Annotated in this window: 16 protein-coding genes and 2 pseudogenes; 8 read left to right on the top strand and 10 right to left on the bottom strand. The window is 62.8% G+C overall.

The annotated features are described in order from the left end of the window. Positions 1-20: 20 nt before the first annotated feature. Genes IEW85_RS13470 through IEW85_RS13460 form a run of 3 tightly spaced genes read right to left on the bottom strand, consistent with a single transcriptional unit; the run spans position 21 to position 2,880 of the window. The gene (locus IEW85_RS13470) at positions 21-1,226 is read right to left on the bottom strand and encodes an acyl-CoA dehydrogenase family protein (protein ID WP_188686774.1); all 1,206 of its coding nucleotides are present in this window, start codon (positions 1,224-1,226) and stop codon (positions 21-23) included. Continuing rightward, positions 1,226-1,657, bottom strand: a complete 432-nt coding sequence (locus tag IEW85_RS13465) for an acyl-CoA thioesterase (RefSeq protein ID WP_188686772.1) — start codon at positions 1,655-1,657, stop codon at positions 1,226-1,228. Before IEW85_RS13465 ends, IEW85_RS13470 begins: the two co-directional genes overlap by 1 nt. After that, positions 1,654-2,880 (bottom strand): CaiB/BaiF CoA transferase family protein, encoded by a 1,227-nt coding sequence (locus tag IEW85_RS13460; RefSeq protein ID WP_188686769.1) that lies wholly within the window; start codon positions 2,878-2,880, stop codon positions 1,654-1,656. Before IEW85_RS13460 ends, IEW85_RS13465 begins: the two co-directional genes overlap by 4 nt. A gap of 111 nt (positions 2,881-2,991) precedes the next feature. On the opposite strand from IEW85_RS13460, the gene IEW85_RS13455 reads away from it, so the two are divergent. Then, positions 2,992-3,900, top strand: a complete 909-nt coding sequence (locus IEW85_RS13455) for a LysR family transcriptional regulator (RefSeq protein ID WP_188686766.1) — start codon at positions 2,992-2,994, stop codon at positions 3,898-3,900. A gap of 16 nt (positions 3,901-3,916) precedes the next feature. Here the strand turns inward: IEW85_RS13455 and IEW85_RS13450 are convergent, their stop codons facing one another. Genes IEW85_RS13450 through IEW85_RS13435 form a run of 4 tightly spaced genes read right to left on the bottom strand, consistent with a single transcriptional unit; the run spans position 3,917 to position 9,016 of the window. Further along, a complete protein-coding gene (locus tag IEW85_RS13450; RefSeq protein WP_188686764.1) occupies positions 3,917-4,804 on the bottom strand; it encodes a 3-hydroxyacyl-CoA dehydrogenase family protein in 888 nt (295 codons plus the stop codon). 11 nt (positions 4,805-4,815) lie between these two features. Beyond that, a complete protein-coding gene (locus IEW85_RS13445) occupies positions 4,816-5,640 on the bottom strand; it encodes an enoyl-CoA hydratase/isomerase family protein (RefSeq protein WP_188686761.1) in 825 nt (274 codons plus the stop codon). Continuing rightward, positions 5,637-7,772 carry a TRAP transporter permease gene (locus IEW85_RS13440; RefSeq protein WP_229659042.1) on the bottom strand — a complete coding sequence of 712 codons (2,136 nt, stop codon included), beginning with the start codon at positions 7,770-7,772 and terminating at the stop codon, positions 5,637-5,639. The genes IEW85_RS13445 and IEW85_RS13440 overlap by 4 nt, the downstream gene beginning before the upstream one ends. Then, the gene (locus tag IEW85_RS13435) at positions 7,769-9,016 is read right to left on the bottom strand and encodes a TAXI family TRAP transporter solute-binding subunit (RefSeq protein WP_188686755.1); all 1,248 of its coding nucleotides are present in this window, start codon (positions 9,014-9,016) and stop codon (positions 7,769-7,771) included. The genes IEW85_RS13440 and IEW85_RS13435 overlap by 4 nt, the downstream gene beginning before the upstream one ends. Before the next feature lie 259 nt (positions 9,017-9,275). Between IEW85_RS13435 and IEW85_RS13430 the strand changes: the two genes are divergently transcribed. Further along, on the top strand, positions 9,276-10,820 hold the full coding sequence (locus IEW85_RS13430; protein ID WP_188686752.1) for a class I adenylate-forming enzyme family protein: 1,545 nt from the start codon (positions 9,276-9,278) through the stop codon (positions 10,818-10,820). 67 nt (positions 10,821-10,887) lie between these two features. Further along, a pseudogene (locus IEW85_RS13425) lies at positions 10,888-11,553 on the top strand (S-adenosylmethionine synthetase N-terminal domain-containing protein); the annotation flags it as partial. Here IEW85_RS13425 and IEW85_RS13420 read toward each other — a convergent pair. Next, positions 11,531-12,585 (bottom strand): annotated as a pseudogene (locus IEW85_RS13420) (IS481 family transposase). The pseudogenes IEW85_RS13425 and IEW85_RS13420 sit on opposite strands and share 23 nt — an antisense overlap. Positions 12,586-12,727: 142 nt before the next feature. On the opposite strand from IEW85_RS13420, the gene IEW85_RS13415 reads away from it, so the two are divergent. The 5 genes from IEW85_RS13415 (at position 12,728) to IEW85_RS13395 (ending at position 16,748) form a co-directional block, all read left to right on the top strand. Next, the gene (locus IEW85_RS13415) at positions 12,728-13,519 is read left to right on the top strand and encodes an aminoglycoside adenylyltransferase domain-containing protein (protein ID WP_188686749.1); all 792 of its coding nucleotides are present in this window, start codon (positions 12,728-12,730) and stop codon (positions 13,517-13,519) included. A 79-nt stretch (positions 13,520-13,598) separates the two neighbouring features. Continuing rightward, positions 13,599-13,874 (top strand): hypothetical protein, encoded by a 276-nt coding sequence (locus IEW85_RS13410; protein WP_188686747.1) that lies wholly within the window; start codon positions 13,599-13,601, stop codon positions 13,872-13,874. A 4-nt stretch (positions 13,875-13,878) separates the two neighbouring features. Next, on the top strand, positions 13,879-14,487 hold the full coding sequence (locus IEW85_RS13405) for a gamma carbonic anhydrase family protein (RefSeq protein WP_188686743.1): 609 nt from the start codon (positions 13,879-13,881) through the stop codon (positions 14,485-14,487). A 163-nt stretch (positions 14,488-14,650) separates the two neighbouring features. Then, on the top strand, positions 14,651-14,914 hold the full coding sequence (locus IEW85_RS13400; RefSeq protein WP_188686740.1) for a hypothetical protein: 264 nt from the start codon (positions 14,651-14,653) through the stop codon (positions 14,912-14,914). 130 nt (positions 14,915-15,044) lie between these two features. Next, positions 15,045-16,748: a P-loop NTPase family protein gene (locus tag IEW85_RS13395; protein ID WP_188686736.1), complete on the top strand. Its 1,704-nt coding sequence runs from the start codon at positions 15,045-15,047 to the stop codon at positions 16,746-16,748. A gap of 83 nt (positions 16,749-16,831) precedes the next feature. On the opposite strand, the gene IEW85_RS13390 is transcribed toward IEW85_RS13395, so the two are convergent. Beyond that, a complete protein-coding gene (locus tag IEW85_RS13390; RefSeq protein WP_070160926.1) occupies positions 16,832-17,047 on the bottom strand; it encodes a helix-turn-helix transcriptional regulator in 216 nt (71 codons plus the stop codon). Positions 17,048-17,302: 255 nt separating this feature from the next. Beyond that, complete coding sequence (locus IEW85_RS13385) at positions 17,303-17,722, bottom strand: dihydrofolate reductase family protein (RefSeq protein WP_229659041.1); 420 nt, start codon at positions 17,720-17,722, stop codon at positions 17,303-17,305. Positions 17,723-17,941 lie beyond the last annotated feature (219 nt).

Below are 17,941 nucleotides of genomic sequence, written 5' to 3'. Positions count from 1 at the left end.
TGCAGTGGGGGAGCAGGGGCTCAGCGTCGGGCAGTGCGGGTGAAGGCGGAGATCCCAGTGATATCGCGGCCCACGATCAGCGCCTGCATGGAATCAGTGCCCTCATAGGTGGAGACCACCTCCATATCGGTCAGATGCCGGGCGATATGGTTCTCCAGCAGCAGACCATTGCCGGCCAGGATGTCCCGGGCCTGCCGGCACATCGCCAGGGCCTTACGGGAGGTGGTCATCTTCACCAGGGACGCCATCCCGTCGGTGAGCCGGTCAGCCTCGGCCAGCTCAGCCATCCGGGTGCACATCAGTTGCATGGAGGTGAGATCCGAGAGCATGCTCGCCAGCTTCTCCTGGATCAGCTGATAGCTGCCGATAGCCGCACCGAACTGCTCCCGGTTGAGGGCGTACTCCGCGGCGATTTCGAAGGCGGCCATGCCATGGCCGACGGCCTCCCAGGAGGCCCCGCCGCGGGTAGCGCGCAGCACCCGGTTGACATCCTTGAAGCTGTTGCAGTCGGCCAGGCGGTTCTCGGCCGGAATCTTCAGATTCTCGATGACGATATCCGCCTGGTTGATGGAGCGTTTGCCCACCTTCCCGGTGATGACCTCGGGACGGTAGCCCTCGGGGTAGGAACCGTCGGCCTGGCGCTCCAGGACGAAGGCCTTGACCTGGGAATCGGCCTCATCGCGCGCGAAGATGGTCACCACATCAGCGGCATGACCATTGCCGATCCACCGCTTATGCCCATTGAGCACCCAGGTCTCGCCCTCCTTGCGGGCCGATGTCTCCAGGGAGACGGAGTCCGAACCATGGGTGGGCTCAGTCAGAGCGAAGGCGCCGGTGCGCTTCAGCTGGGCCATCTCCGGCAGCCAGCGGCTGCGCTGTTCCTCATTGCCGAGCATATAGATAGTGCCCATGCAGAGATTCGAATGCACACCCAGGAAAGTGTTGACCGAGCCGTCGATCCGGCCCATTTCGCGGGCGATCACCCCGGCTGCCCGCCGGGACAACCCTGGGCAGCCGTAGCCGGGGATGAAACCCCCGACAATGCCCAGCTCGGCCAGCGGGGCAAGCACCGGCTCGGGGAACTCTGCCCGCTCCCAGTACTCATTGATCACCGGCAGCACATGCTCATTACCGAAGCTGCGTACAGTGTCCCGCAACTGGGTCTCTTGGGCTGAGAGCCCTTCGTCGAGCAGGAAATAGTCGGGGTGTTCAATTACAGATGTCATCAGTTACCTTTCGCGCCTTCGCAGAGGGCTTTAGCAAGGGCGGTGCGCAGAGTCTCGGGCACCGGGGTCGGTCTGTCGGTCTGCGGGTCAAGCAGCACGATCACCGCTTCGCAACTGAGGCAGAGGGTGCCTTCCTGAACCAGATCGTGGCGGACGGCATAGGAGGTGTTGCCGATGCGGGTGATCCACACATAGGCGGTCAGTTCGCTGCCGTGGTGCATCGGCCGGTGGAACTGTACGTCCATACTGCGCACTACTCGGGGGAAGCGATGGCGTTCCGCACTGCCGGCCCAGTAGTCGGAGGCTTTGATCCGGGCCTCCTCCACTAGGGTCAGGGCCCGGGCGTTATTCACATGCCCGTTGATGTCCTGGTCTGACCAGCGGATGGTGATCGGGGTCTGAAAAGCGGAACTCGGTGGGGTATAGCTCATCGGGATGCATCCTGAGCCGGTGCGGTGCTGCGGGCACGCAGCCACTGACGGACTTCCTCCCCATCGGCACCCAATCGGGGTGGGGCTTTGGTGTAGTGGGCCGGGGTGCGGCTGAAGGAGACCGGGTGCTTGATCGTGGGCACTGTCTCCTCGGCGCTGCCTGCTGGAACAACGGGGTTCAGGCCCAGGCGTTCGGCGAACTGGACGCCTTCGCCGATATTGAGAATCGGGGCACAGGGGATCCCCTGACCCTGGAGGACCTCGAACCAGTGGTCAGCCGGCTGCTGAGCCAGGGACTCAACCAGCAGCTCGCGCAGGGTCTCCCGATGCTGATTCCGTGCCTCCATAGAGGAGAACCGGGGGTCCTCGGCCGCCCATCCGAAGCCTAGGGCCTCCGCCAGGCGGGAGAACTGCCGGTCATTGCCGGCACAGATGATCAGTTCCTTATCCGCGGTGGGGAAGGGACCATAGGGGTAGAGACTGGGATGGTCATTGCCCAACCGTTGCGGAACATTGCCGCAGGCGGCATAACCGGCGGTCTGATTGACCAGACCGGAGAGGGCAGAGGAGAGCAGGTCCAGTTTCAGATGCTGACCGCCGCCGGAGAGGCTGCGTTCATGCAGGGCCGCGAGAATGCCGGTTGCCGCATGCAGCCCGGTGATCACATCGAACATCGCCACCCCGGCCCGCTGCGGCTGGCGCTCCGGTGAGCCGGTGACCGACATCAGCCCGGAGAGTCCCTGAACCAGCAGGTCATAGCCGGGCATATCCTTGCCCCCGCCGCTGCCGAAACCGGTGATGCTGGTGTGGATCAGCTGCGGATGCTTATTGGTGGTCGTCTCGGCATCCAGTCCGTAGCGGCTCAGACCCCCCGGTTTGAAGTTCTCCACGAACACATCGGCCTGCCCGACCAGCTCATGGGCGGTGGCGAGATCCTCCGGCTCGCGCAGGTCCAGCACGATGGAATGCTTATTCCGGTTGACCGCGAGATAGTAGGTGCTGACTCCGTCACGTTCAGGTGGAATCCAGGTCCTGGAGTCATCACCGGCAGGGGCCTCGACTTTGATCACTGTGGCCCCCATATCGGCCAGCAGCATGGTGCAGTACGGTCCGGCCAGAATTCGGGTGAAATCAGCGATGACGACGCCGCTCAGCGGCCCCTGGGCTGCCCCCGACTGCGACTCAGTCGAGAATGCGCCCACCTGCTGGGATACATCCGGCATATTTCCTCTTTCGTCCAGTGTGCTATGAACCACAGAACCACTCGCGATTACTATCTGTCCAATACAAAATCACGTGTATTCTGATACCTAAAGTGCAAAAGTTGGAGGGATATGGAAGTCCACCAGGCCCGGGCCTTCCTCGCGGTGGCCGAGGAACTGCATTTCGGCCGAGCGGCAACCAGACTCAGAATGGCTCAGCCGCCGCTGAGTCGACTGATCCGCCAGCTGGAACGCTCCATGGGAGCTACTCTCTTCGAGCGCAGTACCCGCCATGTGGCACTGACTTCTGCCGGACAGGCCCTCCTGGAGGATGCCCAGACCCTGGTCTCGGTCTCGGAGAACGCCAAACAGTCGGTGCGCAGCGCGATGTCTGGCGAGACCGGCAGGGTACGCCTGGGTTTCGCCGGGGCCTCGATCAACCGGCAGGTGGGCCAGTTGGCCCGCAACATCCGAGCAGTGCGTCCCGGCATCAATTTTGAGCTTCACAGTTCTCAGTTCTCTCACCTTGGTCTGCAGCGGGTATTGGACGAATCCTTGGATCTGGTCATTGGACGGTGGGATTTCCTGCCCCCGGGGATCGACTCCTCAGTGATCCGGTTGGAGGAGCTGATGCTCGCCCTGCCGGAGTCCCATCCGCTGGCCGGCCGTGAGCAGGTCAGTATGGCCGAACTCTCCGAGGAGCCCTGGATCGTCCTGCCGGCCGGGGCCGGGGCTGCCCTGCAGAACCGGCTGAACTCGCTGGCCATGGCTGCCGGCTATGTTCCCCGGGTGGTGCAGACCGCCCCAGATTCCTGGACCCTGGTGGTTCTGGTGGGAGCAGGGTTGGGCTGTGCCCTGACTTTGGATTCGGTTCGGGACAATATCGCCTCTGATGGTGTCTCCTTCATCCCGGTTGCCGACGGTGGTCGACCCCTTGAGGTGCGGATGATCTGGCGGGCTACCGATACCAGTCCGGCCCTGCGCGCCGTGGTGGATTTGGCTGAGCGGATGTTCCCCGATCCCCGGGAGGCAGAACACTGAGGCACCCAGTGCGGGCTCAGGACTCGTAGCTGTACCAGCCGTGGCCGCTCTTGCGGCCGTAGCGGCCGGCCTCGTAGAGCTCTTTGACCGCGGGGTCGGGCAGGGATGCGGGGTCACCGGTCTGTTCGTATTCGGCCAGACGGATCAGATAGACCACATCGATGCCGACCAGGTCCATCAATTCGAAGGGACCCATCGGATGGCCCAGTGCGGTCTTGGCCGCAGTGTCGATGTCCTGGAAGTCCACAATGCCCTTGTTGTAGAGATCAAGGGCCTCCTTGCGCAGAGCGTTGAGCAGCCGGTTGGCCACGAAACCGGGAACCTCTTTATGCAGCTGCACAGGATCCTTGCCCATGGCCTCGGCCAGGGCAGTGGTAGTAGCCACCGTCTCGGCTGAGGTCTGGGGGTTGGGGACGACCTCAACGCATTTCATCACCAGCGCGGGGTTGAAGAAGTGCATATTGCAGACCTTCTCCGGTCGGTTCGTCGCCTCCGCGATCCGTGAGGAGACGATATTGGAGGAATTGGTGGCCAGGATGGTGTGCGGTGGGCAGAGCTCATCCAGCTCACTGAAGAGGCTCTTCTTGATGCCGAGGTCCTCCACGGCGGCCTCGATGACGAAGTCGCTCTGCTTCGCCGCCGCATCACGATCAGTGGTCAGGTTCAGCCGGGCCCAGGCGGTATCGACCTCATCCTGACTCCGCCGGCCCTTCTGCACATCCCGGTCCAGGCGTTTGGCCAACCCGGTGCGTGCCTGCTCGAGCTGCTGGTCTTGGATATCGATAAGATCAGTGCTGAATCCTGCCAAGGCGGCGACCATGGCGATCTGGGCGCCCATTGTGCCGGCGCCGATCACACTGACCCGGTTGACCTCTGAGGCCGTGGCGGTCTGGGTTTCTGTCATGGATGCTCTCCTTAGCTGTGCTCGGCGGTGGCGGAATTGGGACGGAAATTCGGCCGACGCTTTTCGATGAAGGCCCTGGTGCCCTCAGCCTTCTCCTCAGTGCTGTAGAGCACGGCCTGGGCGAGGCGTTCCAGCAGCATCCCGGTGCTGGGGTTGACGGTGAAACCGTGTTGGACCACAGTCTTGGCCAGCTCCACCGCTAGTGGACCCCGGGCCAGGATGCTTTCGGCACAGCGCAGGGCCGCCTCTTTCAGCTCTGCCGGCTCCACAACCTCGGAGACCAGCCCCCAGGACAGAGCCTCCTCAGCACGGATCCGCCGGCCGGTGAGAATCACATCGGTGGCCCGGCCGATGCCCACGATCTTGGCCAGTCGCTGGGTGCCTCCGGCGGCCGGGATGATGCCCAGGCCGGTCTCCGGCATTGCGAACTGGGCGTTGTTGGAGGCGATGCGAATATCACAGGCCAGGGCTAGCTCATGGCCTCCGCCGAAGGCGTAGCCGTTGACCGCTGCGATCGTGGGTTTGGGGAAGTTTTCGATCCGCTCGTAGAGCCGCTGCATGGTCGCAGCCAGCCCGTCCACCGGAGTGCGCTGGGCCAACTCATGGATATCGGCACCGGCTACGAAGGCCTTCTCCCCGGCGCCGGTGAAGATTACCAGGTGGGTCTCGGCGTCGTCGTGGATTTCATCCAGTGCCGCAGAGACCTCGGCGAGAACCTGACGGTTCATCGCATTGCGGGACTCCGGGCGATTGATGGTGATCCAGGCGATCCCGGCACTGCGTTCAACAGTGATCAGCTCCGGGGCTGCTGATGCGGATTCGCTGAAGGTGCTCATATGTTCTCCTCTTGGTCGGTCTCAGTTCGGTTGGCTGATTCGGCCCCGGTGAGTGGTGCAGTAGCGGAGCGTTTGGACAGATAGGTGGTGGCAGCTGCGGTTGCGACCAGACCGATACCGGTCACCGCCGCCCAGAGCATGGGCAGGAACAGCAGCGCTCCGCCGATACCGAGCATCAGCCGGGCTGGCCAGCCCAGGACATGCTCCACCGCTGGCAACCAGCCATTGATGGAGCTGGCGATGGCGACCACACCGATGAGGCTCAGTGCGAACGCGGTCAGGACCTCGGTGACAGTTCCCTGGGCCACCAGTGCCGGGTTGAGGGCGAAACCGAAGGGCACGATGTATTTTACTGCGCCCAGCTTCATCGCGGTCACACAGGTGGCCATGGCGGAGGCCTTGGAGATACTGGCCGCGGCGAAGGCTGCCAGGCCCACCGGGGGAGTGATGTAGGAGACCGAAGCCCAATAGATCACGAAGAGGTGTGCGGCAATGGGGTCCACGCCCAGGGCGGTGACTGCCGGGACCATCACAATCGCCAGGAAGACATAGGCAGCTGAAATGGTCAGGCCCATACCGAGCACGAAGCAGACCACAGCACCGGCAATGAGAATCAGGATGAGGTTATCTCCGACCAGTGCCACCAGGTCACGGGAGAGGGAGAGCGCAACCCCGGTGGCCGAAAGCCCACCCAGGATCAGCCCCACGCCGGCGATCAGGCCGATGATCTGGCCAAGAGTCTTACCGGCGTCCAGCAGCATGGTGGTGAACTGTCTGGGACCGAAGCTCAGCCCCGGTTTCAGGAAGGCGATCACCAGCAGGATGCCCACAATCCAGTAGGGGACCTGGGCCTCGGAGCCGGCGTTGAAGAGCATGATGGTCAGCACCACCAGAGAGGCGATATAGGGCCAACCGGCCAGCAGTGCCGCACTGACTCTGGGCAGCAGCTCCTTAGAGGTACCGGCCAGGCCCTGCCGGGCGGCATAGCCGTCGATCTGGATGAAGATGCACAGAAAATACAGCACTGCTGGGATGATCGCAGCGATCAGCACCTCGGTGTAGCTGACGCCGACGAAGGAGACCATCAGGAAGGCCACAGTTCCCATAATCGGGGGAGTGATGGAACCGCCCGATGACGCAGTGGCCTCCACGGCACCGGCCATCCGGGCGCTGAAGCCGGATTTCTTCATCGCTGGGATCGTCATGGGTCCGGTGGTCAGCACATTGGAGACCGCTGAACCGCTCATCATGCCCAGGGTGGCCGAGCTAGCCACCGAGACCTTCGCGGAGCCTCCGCGGTAGCGGCCGAAGATCGCCATCGAGAGGTTGTGGAAGAAATCAGCGCCACCGGTGTGCTGCAGCACGATACCGAAGAGCAGGAAGCCGATCAGGATTGAACCCACGGTCTCCATGGGCAGACCCAGGATGCTCTCCGGGCCCATGGCATGGACCTGGGCCAGGGTGGTGACGTCGTAAGGGATACCCTGCAGGATCGCGAAGGGAATGCCCTCTGCAATCAGCGGGTAGAGCGATAGAGCCAGAGCCAGGGCAGCGACAATCCAGCTGGAGCTGCGACGCAGGGCTTCCAGGACCACCAGCCAGAGGACGAAGCTCAGTACGGTGGCGGTGGTCGGGGCGATGAACTCCCAGCCGTACTCCTGAATCTCGACCCCGTTGAGCGCGAAATAACCACAGGTGAGGATTGTGGCCACCACGACCAGACAGTCGTACCAGGGGACACCGGTGCGGGGGCGGGCCTGGGCTGTGGGAGACGACTCAGCCTGTCCAGCGGCCTCGGCTCCGTCCTCACCCTCGCTCTCGGGATCCTTAGTCTTGTGCAGCGGCCAGACGATGAAGACGATCGGCAGGAAACAGGCCAGCAGAAGGTAAAGATAGGAGTTGGTCAGGATGGCCAGTCCGCCCAGGTTCCAAAAGAAGACCTGATTCATTGACAGCAGCACGCCGATGACAGTCAGCGCGATGACCACAACGCTCCAGAAGTGGGTCAGCCGTGGATTCTTCGCGGCCGTGGTGGCGATGAGCTTCTGCACATCCCCACCAGAGGGCTGCTGGGCGCGGTCCTGACCATCGGTGGCCCGCGTGGGGACCTCTTCGGTGGTGGTTGTCATCATCCGGCTCCGTTCTGCTCTGCGTCGTCGTCATCGCCGTCTGTCTCAGCGGAATCGCTGCGGTTCTGCTCGTCCATGGGATCGGGCACATCGTCGACACTGGGCAGTGAGGGAAGATTCTCGTATTTCCAGTCCACCCACCGTTGGGCGAGATCCTCAGCATCGGAGTTGTTCTCCAGGAAGGCGGGCCAGGCCTCTGCCATGAGCTCTTCGCGCTCCAGCAGGGCATCTTGGCGGGCCTGCAGATCCGGGGTCCAGCGGCCGATCCGGTCGAAGAAGGCCACCGAACTCTCGTGGAAGGGCACCACCATGGGATCCAGTAGCACCACGTCCCGGTGGAAATTCTGTGCATCCGGGGTGACGTCTTTGAAATGGTCGAAGTGCTCGTCGATGTAGTCGATCAGCTGGGCAACCTCATCGGCGGGCCGGTCGGCCAGGGTGGTCAGCGGAATCGTGTACTGCATATTCACCGCCGATTCCCCAGGCTCCATGCCGCCACCATCTGTGAACTCTCCGGGCCGGACCATGGGGGCCAGTTCCTCCCAGGTGCTGTACCGGGTTTCATCGTCCCCGCCGAGGTCCAGCCAGCGGACCGGGTACTGGGAGGCCAGTTCCTCAATATTGGAGCCGACTGTGTTGTGGTAGAGCGCATCCAGCTGTCCGGTGCGCAGGGCCTCGACCTGTTCGGAGTAGGAGATGTCCACCTGGACGACGTCGTCGCCGGTGAGTCCTCCGTAGTTCAGGATGGCCTCGAGTTTGCGGTTCATTGAGGTGCTGGCGGTCAGGCGGGGATAGCGCCGGCCCTCGAGATCGCTGACCGTTTCGATGCCGCTGTCTTCGCGGACCAGCACACCGTAGTTGCCCGGCGGGGTCCAGACCTGGCGGAGCCGCTGGGGCCCCCACATTTCGGAGGCGAACTCATCATTGCCCTCAAAGGCGTAGTAGTACTCATCGCCAGCACGGGCGTAGTCGGCAGTTCCGTTGATCAGAGGTGCCAGCCGGCCGATACCGGTATCGGAGGTCATCAGTCGCACCGGAATGCCGACTTCGCTGGTCAGCCTATTGGCCACAGCAGCGAGGTCGTTATAGGTCCCGGTACCGATGCCATAGGTCGACCAGACGAACTGCCGGGGCAGCGCGGAGTTGGTGGGGGCAGGTGCGCCTGCTGCGCAGCTACTTAGGGAGGCCGCCGCGGCAAGTCCGGCCGCGCCCGCCAGAAAGCTGCGGCGGCTGAAGTGGATGGTCAAGGTAATCTCCCGTGACGTTGACTATCATGGTTTGTGATCCCAGTCACGCATCTGAGCTTCCACTATTCATATCCCTGAATGTATGACTCAGGCCACTATTAAGGGGTACTGATACTCAGGGGGTATCAAGTAGGTGGGGAGATGGTAATAGCCTGCCCTTCCGTTGCCTCCGGGCCTCTCTGGTGGTTGTGTGTTGTGAGTCACTCCCTGCGAATGCGGGGGAGTCGGTGACAGAACACCCCGAAGGAGAAGCAACTTAATGTTTGACCTGTCGATGATGGTGGCCCAGTCGGCGCGGCAGTTCCCGCAGAAAACCGCCCTCATCTCAGGTCAACAGCAGTGGACCTACGCCGAGCTCGATGCGGCCATCACCACTGTGGCGAATCGGCTGCGTGCCCAGGGCCTGGCACCGGGGCAAGCGGTGGGACTGCAGCTGAAGAACACGCCCTCCTTCGTCATCACCTATTACGGGGTGCTGCGGGCCGGTCTGGTGGTTGTCCCCTTCAACCCACTGGCCGTTGAGCGTGAGGTCGAACATATCCTCGCCGTGGCAGAATGCCGGGCAGCCGTGGTGGGAGAGGCCACCGCTGCCACCATCCGGGCTGCCGCGGCCGGAATCGAGGATTTCCTGCTTGTTGTCGACAGTGATCCTGCTACGGAGAGCCCGCCCTTGGAAAAGGGCGAACTGAACTTCGCCGAGCTCCTGGCACCGGGTCCCGATACAGCCGAGGCTCCTGAGCCAGGGCGCAGAGCGGACGACGACGCCGTCATCATCTTCACCTCCGGCACCACAGGCAGGCCTAAGGGCGCCGCACTGAGCCATTTCAACCTCTGGATGAGCTGCACGACCCTGAACACCCGCAGCAATCCCACATCTGATGAGATCGTTCTGGGTTGTCTGCCGCTGTTCCATGTCTTTGGTATGTCCGGGATTCTCAATATCGCTATGGCCTGGGGGGTGACCCTGGTGCTGATGCGGAAACCTGAAGCCGAGGGCATCCTGGACCTGGTTGAGACTCACGAGGTCACCCGGTTCTCCGCGGTGCCGACGATGTTGAGCGATATCGTCTCCGCCGGCGCCGGCGGACGGGACCTCAGCACAGTCCGTAGGGTCACCTCCGGGGGGTCTGCACTACGTCTGGAGCTGATCTCCCAGTTTGAGGAGATCTTCCCCAATGCGGCCCTGCTCGAAGGTTACGGCGCCTCGGAGACTACCTCCTCGATTTGTGTGAACCAGAGTCGTCAACAACGCAAGATCGGTTCGGTGGGAACCCCCTCCTGGGGAACCCGGATGCGGATCACCGATAAGGACGGCACAGTCCTTCCGGCAGGCGAAGACCATATCGGAGAACTACAGGTCACCGGGCCCACCATCTTCAACGGTTATGTGGGGGACTGCGAGGCCACCGAGGCCAGTTTTGCCGGTGACTGGTTCCGTACCGGAGATCTCGCCCGCATCGATGAGGACGGCTATGTCTTCATCGTCGGCCGGCTCAAGGAATTGATCATCCGCGCCGGGTACAACGTCTACCCCTCCGAGGTGGAACAGACTCTGCAGGGACACTCCGGAATCAGCCAGGCGGTCGTCGTCGGACTCCATGATGACCGGGTGGGACAAGAGATCGCCGCCGTCGTCGTTCCCCACCCCGGTACCACGGTCACTGAGGACGAGATCAAGGATTATGCCCGGGCCCAGCTTTCGGCATATAAGTGTCCCAGAATCGTGAAGGTCGCTGGTCAGCTACCGCATTCGACCACCGGAAAAGTGCTGCGCAGAGAAGTGCTCAATTCCTTTTTCAGCTGAAGATGACAACTGGGCCGAGAGGCCATGCCCGCCGAGATAGGATGACCCGGTAAGTTCATCAGATTCTCTGCGCCTGTTCTCCTCCGAGTCAGTGACAATCGGGCATCCGGATAAAATCTGCGACTAGGTTTCGGACTCCATTCTGGACGCCCTACTGGCTGTGGACCCCAACTCGCGAGTTGCTGTGGAAGCGCTGACCACAACCGGTTTGGCGCAGGTTGCCGGTGAGGTGACCACCCCCGGCTAAGTAGAGATCCCGCGACTGGTTCGCGATACCTTGGTCGGCATCGGCTACGATTCCTCGTCCAATGGTTTCGACGGCGAACGAGTCGGAGTCAATATCTCCATCGGCCAGCAGTCCGCTGAGATCGCTGAGGGAGTGTTCAACTCCCTGGAAGCCCGCACCGGCGGAGCCGAGGATCCTCGTGATGCCCAGGGCGCAGGGGATCAGGGCATCATGTTCGGCTATGCCACCCATGAGACTGACACCTTCATGCCGACCCCGATCGCCCTAGCCCACCGGCTTTCGGCACGGCTGACTGAGGCCCGCCAGTCCGGGGCCCTCGAATACCTGCGCCCGGACGGCAAAACTCAGGTCATCATCGGCTACGAGGGTGAACGCCCGGTCAGTATCGACACAGTGGTGGTCTCCACCCAGCACACTGATGAGGTCAGCCAGGCCCAGCTGCGGGCAGACATCTCCGAACAGGTCATCGCCCCGGTGATCGAATCCTGTAGGAGGGCAGGACGTTGGTGACGCGCCCCGGGACGAGGGGACGAGACTGGCAGGAGCTTGACCGCCTGCAGCTGAGTGGGGTCGGTGATGATTGTAGTGCTGAACCCAGACCTTCATCGCTTCTTCTCTGGCTCGCTCGGAGTCATAGGTCCTCGCGTAGAGGCATTCATCGGCCAGGATCCGCTGGTATCGCTCGACCTTGCCGTTATGCTGCGGCGTGTAGGGCCTGATCCGCTGATGGATCCCACCGAGGTTGTTCACCGCCCGGGTGAAGTCTCCGGCGGCGAAGTTCACTCCGTTATCGGTGACCACTCTGCCCAGTCGGGTGATGCCCGCGGCGGCGAAGAAGGCTCTGGCCTTGGTCAAGAACTCCACCGCAGTGGCGGCCTTCTCGTCCGGCATCACCTCGGTGTAGGCGATACGGGTGTATCCATCGACTGCGGAGTACAGGTAGGTGTAGCCGCTGCTGTTGTGGCCCTGCTTCTTCGCGGCGCTCTTCGCCCGATCGGCGGCACGGGCGGCCTCGGAGTCTCTGCCGTGGGCGAACCAGCCGCCGCCGTCGGGGATCCGGCCGGCCTTCTTCACATCCAGGTGCACCATCGCTCCAGGGGCGGTGGCGGTGATCGTGCCGGGCTGCCGGGCCGACTCTCCGCCCGGGTCGAGGTGGCGGCGCCTGTTGATCCCCAGGCGCTTGAACCAGCGGCCCACGGTGCGCGGGTGGATGCTGAAACCGTGCTCGCTCCCAAGCTCGACGGCGATGCGGGAAGCCGCCCACTTATACTCCCGGCGCCAGGTCTCGATCAGCTCCACCACCCAGTCCGGGGTGGCATCCGGCGATGCCTGCGGCCGTGACGAACGGTCGTGGAGGCCGTCTTCGCCGTGGTGTTGGTAGCGCTGGTGCCATTTCGACAGACAGGCTCTCGAGACTCCGGCTTCAGCAGCGACGTGGGCCAGCGGTCGTCCGTTCTGGATGCGGCCGATGAGGCGGAGTCGCCCTTCCGGGGTCAGTGGCGCGTTATCGTGGGACATCGAGGAGCAGGCTCGCTTTCGCTGATGACGGTTCTTTCGCGATTACCCATCATGCAGCGCAGAGGGCCTGCTCCTCTTCTTCGCTCATCCCGTCGGTTCTGTAAACAACGTCAGGCCCCGCAACACTTAGCCTGGGTTTACGATGGATGAGCTGCTTGCCCCGCTTCTGAGACACCTGGACCACTGTGCCCCCGGTGACCTAGTAGGCGTCTATCTCTATGGGTCCGCCACGACCACAGGGCTGCGGCCCGACAGCGACATCGATTTGCTGATCCTCACACACCGGTCACTGACCGATTCTGAGCGTTCGGCTCTGGTCTCAGTGTTGCTTGACCTCTCAGGATGGAAAGGTCACGCTGCGAATTTCCCCAGTGCCGCCGACCGTCAACCACTGGAGGTGACCAGTATGGTTCTCAGCGACCTGTGCCCGATAGCTGAAGCACCCCGCTGCGACTTTCAATACGGTGAATGGTTGCGCGAAGACTTCGTGACAGGGATGCTGCCGAAGCCTGTCCACGATCCTGACGCCGTTGCACTATTGGCGTCGGCTCAGCATTCACACACGGTGCTGCGTGGCCCCGAGCTGGACGATCTTCTGGGCCCGGTCCCGCCAGAGGTACTCCGACAGGCGCTTTTGGCGGTGGTGCCCCGCGTGATCCAGGACATCGTCGGTGATGAAAGGAATGCCCTGCTAACCATGGCGCGCATCATCGTCACACTAGAGACCGGTCAGATGACATCCAAAGACGACGCTGCCCAACAGGTTGCGCCCAAACTCAGTGGCAATGACCGCGTGCTACTGGAACATGCCCGAGCAGGTTATCTCGGAGAGGTTAGCGATCAGTGGAAAGACCGGTCCTCGCAAGTGACGACACTGGCACACACCCTGGCAGAGCTGGCAGAGCAGACAGGTCCCAGGCACGGTTCTCGCTGACACCGCCCAAGTGTCAGTTGGGGATCGGCAATCGGACTCGATCTTGCCGCGTTGACCTTCGGTGGAGCAGGCTGGGTGTATGGATGAGGATCTGCAGGCCATGATGCGAGACGAGCTGCTGGCTGAGGTGGTGAAGCTTCGCACCGCGGTGCGTGAGCATCGCGACAGTTCTGGGCATGACTTGTGCTGGCATCATCCCGATCTTTGGGGGACCCTGCCCGAACAGGTCGATCCAGACATTGCCGTCCCGCCCTGGCCGAAATTCATGCGCGGATGCGTTGCGTACCGGCAGTCGCTCGATGAGCAAGCTGCCGAGGCTAGGATCCACGATGCCGAGTTCGACGAAAGGAGGTGAAACCATGCCGCTGATCACCCATCGAGGGGCGACGCCTCAGGTTCACCCCGACGCCTACATTGCGCCGAACGCGGTGGTGTGCGGGGACGTCCACATCGGCGCTGAGACCCGCGTGTTGTTCGGTGCCGTCGTCACGGCTGAGGACGGCCGCGTCACCATTGGCCACCGGTGCGTGATCATGGAGAACGCGCTGATACGCGGACGCGGCATCCACCCGGTCGAGATCGGCGACAATGTGCTGATCGGTCCGCACGCCCACGTCAACGGCGCCACCATCGGTGAAGAGTGCTTTCTGGCCACCGGTTGCTCGCTGTTCCCAGGGAGCCGGCTCGCTGCTCGGGTCGAGGTCCGCATCAACGGCGTCGTGCACGCCAACACGGCACTGCCCGCCGATGCCACGGTGCCGATCGCCTGGGTCGCCGTTGGCGACCCAGCCCAGGTTCTATCTCCGGACCAGCACGAGAAGATCTGGGCGATCCAGCGCGACCTCGACTTCGAAGGCACGGTCTACGGCGCAACCGACGACACCTCATTCGCCGACGTTATGGCTCAGCAAGCCCAATGGTACGGCCGCCATCGCGGCGACCAGGTCGCCGACGAGCGTTTGAGATAAGTGGTCGCGCGAGTGTGACTATCGCGTCCCGCAAACGGACCCCCTTGTGGTCCTGCGAAGCTCATCCGGTTCCGTCACTCGCGGCAATGTGCCGCCACGGAGCATCTGAAGAACCCCGCCATATTGCGGACCGCAGACCGGCGACGAGTCCTGGGACACAGCCATGGAGTGCAACGCCGCCGCCGAGGTCCGCACCGAGCTCGTCGAAGATGAGGGCGCCGATGATTCTGACGATGCCGCTCACTCGGCGACCCGCGAGGTGGCCGCCGAATACCGGTGGGTCGACGGGGATGAAGGGTGCGACCTGATCCAACCTGATCACTACTACGTCTACTCGATGGGTATGAACGACGACGCTGAGATCAGTCAGTCGTCCCGCGAGCAGATCAGCTACGACGAGGATGATCCGGGTCTCTTCGACGACTGATGCATCGCTGATGCACTGCGGCCCCGGGGGAGGCTTCCTGCGGGGCAGCGGTCACCCCTGAAGAGCCCTTGGAACCCGCAGATGCGCATGTACGGCCAGTGAGGCACATACTTTCACCGGCAGGGAGAACATGAGCAACTGCGGCAGCATGGGTATCGAGCGCAAGCGTGTGAGGGTCGGGCAGAAGTTCCGCCCCGACAACCCGAAGCACGTTCAGAGGGTCCGCGAACGCATCGAGGAGGACCATGGTCCGGGCTTCGAACTCGACGGCTTCGAACCCGACGAGGGGCTGGCGATCTTCAAGCGTGAGTCCAACACTGTGGTGACCTCCCATGCCGGCAACGATTCGAAGATCATCAAGCTGCCCCAGGGCACCAAACAGTCCGACGGGAAGTCGCGTGCGGTCTCTCTGGCCGATACTTACCCCGGCTACCAGATGACGACCTTCGAACCTCACCGTCGTCGGGCGATCATCTCGAAGCTCTCTGAGGACGTCATCCGCGCCCGGGATGCCATCTCCACAGCGTTGCGCGCCGAGCCGTGGGACATCCAGGTGTCGAAGCGCGACGACGAAGGCTATAGCTTCACTCTCCCGGCCGGATACCGCCCGTCAAAGCACGACGATGCGCTCCACGAGGTGGCCACCGTCATCATCGGCGAGCCCGGCTGGTACGTCGAGACTGATACTCATCGACGCACCGGGGCGTTGGTTCCTGCCGAGCTGGCCACCTTCGAGGCGGTCTACAAAACACCGATGCCGAAGAAGATGGACGCCTTCGACCACACGAAGAAGGACCACTTCCAGGTGCCGATGGGCATCGCGTTGCCCGACCCCGGACAGTCGCACCAGGTGCAGTACCTGAACTTGGAAGCACATCAGATGGCTCAGCTCGGCGGCACCGCCGGCTCCGGTAAGACCGTTTCGATCAACGCCTACATCGCCTACCTGCTGGCACGTCGGGCTGAGATGGTCATCATCGACACCCCGTCGAAGTCGGCTGACTTCATGTGGTGCCAGGAGTTCCTCATCCCCGGTGGCTGGGGCTGCGACAGCATCCGCCATGCTGCTGCCACTGCGGAGATGGTCCGCCAGGAGGGGGCGCGTCGTGCCAAGGAGCTCAAGCGCCAGGGTGCAGTCAATTGGAAGGACCTGCCTGCGGACAAGGGGTTCAAGCCTATGGTCGTGGTCATTGACGAGCTCACCGCGCTCTACGCCATGGACTCCGTGCCGAAGATCCCGAAGGACGCTCCGCCGAAGCAGGTCGAGCTCAAGGAGCGGGCCGAGGCCACCAACTTCGCCAAGTCACTGCTGAAAGACGCGATCAAGAATATCGCCGCGGAGTTTCGCTTCGTCGGGATCTGCCTGCTGGCCTCGACCCAGGTCGCATCGGCGACCACCGGTATCGACCCGGCGCTACGCACCAACCTCGGCCACAAGCTGCTAATGGGTTCGAAAACTACCGAGGCGAACCGGCGACTGGTCTTCTCCCGCCCGGAGGCGGTACCGACGATCCCGCACCATGTCCGCGAGGATCCCAAGGCCTCCAGGGGTGTTGGAGCTATCGAACCCGAAGGCGACACTCCGGCGGTCTTCAAGTCGTACTTCCGCACTACGGATGAGTACCGGGACTGGCTGATCAGCCTCGGGGTCCCGCAGCGCTCCGAAGAGGCGGTCACCCCCGATGCCTCGTGGGTGGCAGAGGTCTTCGGTGAGGACGACATCGACGATGGGGGAGAGGATCTCGGACCCGCTCCGGAGGCTCCGAAGCATCGGCCCGGCCCGGCCGGATCGAAGGCCGTAGAGCAGTGGGACGCGCTGGCCCTGGACGGCTGAGCCGACACCGGAATCTCCGCAGACACAGGTAGGCCCCGTGGACTGGTCATTGTCCACGGGGCCTACCTGTGTCGTCCTGCTGGTCAGACCAGCATCGGCTCTCGTTGGGAGCGCACCCACTCCTCGACGTCTTCGGGGAGGTAGCGCACCGTCGAGGTGCCGTACTTCACCGGCGCAGGACCTCGGCCAGCAGAGTTCCAGTTGCGCAGGGTGCCCTCGGCGACGCCGAGATGCTCGGCAACTTCGCGTCGGGTCATCAGCCGGGGTAGATCTTCCTTGGTGAGCTTCTTCTGCTTCATGCACTGAAAGTGTCCGGCGGTGACGGACGATGACTCCCCGGTTTTGCCCCAAGGTGCCTGCGGCGCGTGATGTCCGGTGACGGTTGTAGGTTCTCACTGAACTTGTCAGGACCGCGCTGTGCTGACCTGGGGCATGACAACTCGGTGAGACGGCTCCTGTCCCAGTAACCTGTCACAATCCTCAACGGCATCGAAGCACAGCGAAGAGGCTACGGGAGTCCAGCCCGCGGTGAAGGTGTGTCACTTGGGGATCCGTCAGCGGTCGGGGTAGGTCACCTTGTAGGCGACCCGAGTGAACTGGCCTACCTGCTGTGCTGAGGTCAGCGTGAATTGGTTCGATTCCAGCCGTCGGGGAAAAAGCGGTGCTCCGTTCCCCAGAGCCACTGGCGCAATGGTGAATACGCACTCGTTCAGGGCTTCGGCTTCGAGGAACTGGACCGCAAGGTCTCCGCCACCCACGATCCAGACAGTTCCATCTCCAGCGGCCTCTCTGATCGCGGGAAGAGCGTCCTCTACTGCGCCGGATAAGAAGCCAATATTGGCACCTTTGGGGGCCGAGAGTTGCCTGCTAGTGAAGACGAAGACGCGAGTGTTGCCGAATGCGCTGGACCAGGCCTCTGGTTTGCTGAGTCCATCGATCTGGTCGAGCACCCACTCGTAGGTGTTCGAACCCATCAATTGCACAGCAGCTTGTGGTGGTTCCAGCTCGGGAGAGTCCCCGCCTGGTACAGCGAACAGCCATGACAGTGAGTGATGTTCGTCAGCGAGGGTCTGCTGAAGGTTCGGTTGACCGTCGGGCTTATGCCGCCAGGGCGACGGCATCCTTGTGAACGGTCTCGTATTCGACCGGAGTCAGCTTACCCAGCCTCCGCTGTCGGCGGCGGCGATGATAGG

The sequence above is a fragment of the Nesterenkonia cremea genome (assembly GCF_014642675.1).
GTDB classification, from domain to species: Bacteria; Actinomycetota; Actinomycetes; order Actinomycetales; family Micrococcaceae; genus Nesterenkonia; species Nesterenkonia cremea.
The sequence above is the reverse complement of the archived record's forward strand: the minus strand, read 5'-3'. Positions and strand labels throughout refer to the sequence as shown.

What these genes read in the sequence shown, in the direction of transcription:
- IEW85_RS13445 (WP_188686761.1), bottom strand. Translation starts at nt 5,640, where the DNA reads ATGAGCACCTTCAGCGAATCCGCATCAGCAGCCCCGGAGCTGATCACT.
- IEW85_RS13400 (WP_188686740.1), top strand. Translation starts at nt 14,651, where the DNA reads ATGGAGTGCAACGCCGCCGCCGAGGTCCGCACCGAGCTCGTCGAAGAT.
- IEW85_RS13405 (WP_188686743.1), top strand. Translation starts at nt 13,879, where the DNA reads ATGCCGCTGATCACCCATCGAGGGGCGACGCCTCAGGTTCACCCCGAC.
- IEW85_RS13395 (WP_188686736.1), top strand. Translation starts at nt 15,045, where the DNA reads ATGAGCAACTGCGGCAGCATGGGTATCGAGCGCAAGCGTGTGAGGGTC.
- IEW85_RS13450 (WP_188686764.1), bottom strand. Translation starts at nt 4,804, where the DNA reads ATGACAGAAACCCAGACCGCCACGGCCTCAGAGGTCAACCGGGTCAGT.
- IEW85_RS13460 (WP_188686769.1), bottom strand. Translation starts at nt 2,880, where the DNA reads ATGCCGGATGTATCCCAGCAGGTGGGCGCATTCTCGACTGAGTCGCAG.
- IEW85_RS13455 (WP_188686766.1), top strand. Translation starts at nt 2,992, where the DNA reads ATGGAAGTCCACCAGGCCCGGGCCTTCCTCGCGGTGGCCGAGGAACTG.
- IEW85_RS13440 (WP_229659042.1), bottom strand. Translation starts at nt 7,772, where the DNA reads ATGATGACAACCACCACCGAAGAGGTCCCCACGCGGGCCACCGATGGT.
- IEW85_RS13465 (WP_188686772.1), bottom strand. Translation starts at nt 1,657, where the DNA reads ATGAGCTATACCCCACCGAGTTCCGCTTTTCAGACCCCGATCACCATC.
- IEW85_RS13415 (WP_188686749.1), top strand. Translation starts at nt 12,728, where the DNA reads ATGGATGAGCTGCTTGCCCCGCTTCTGAGACACCTGGACCACTGTGCC.
- IEW85_RS13470 (WP_188686774.1), bottom strand. Translation starts at nt 1,226, where the DNA reads ATGACATCTGTAATTGAACACCCCGACTATTTCCTGCTCGACGAAGGG.
- IEW85_RS13385 (WP_229659041.1), bottom strand. Translation starts at nt 17,722, where the DNA reads ATGGGTTCGAACACCTACGAGTGGGTGCTCGACCAGATCGATGGACTC.
- IEW85_RS13410 (WP_188686747.1), top strand. Translation starts at nt 13,599, where the DNA reads ATGGATGAGGATCTGCAGGCCATGATGCGAGACGAGCTGCTGGCTGAG.
- IEW85_RS13430 (WP_188686752.1), top strand. Translation starts at nt 9,276, where the DNA reads ATGTTTGACCTGTCGATGATGGTGGCCCAGTCGGCGCGGCAGTTCCCG.
- IEW85_RS13390 (WP_070160926.1), bottom strand. Translation starts at nt 17,047, where the DNA reads ATGAAGCAGAAGAAGCTCACCAAGGAAGATCTACCCCGGCTGATGACC.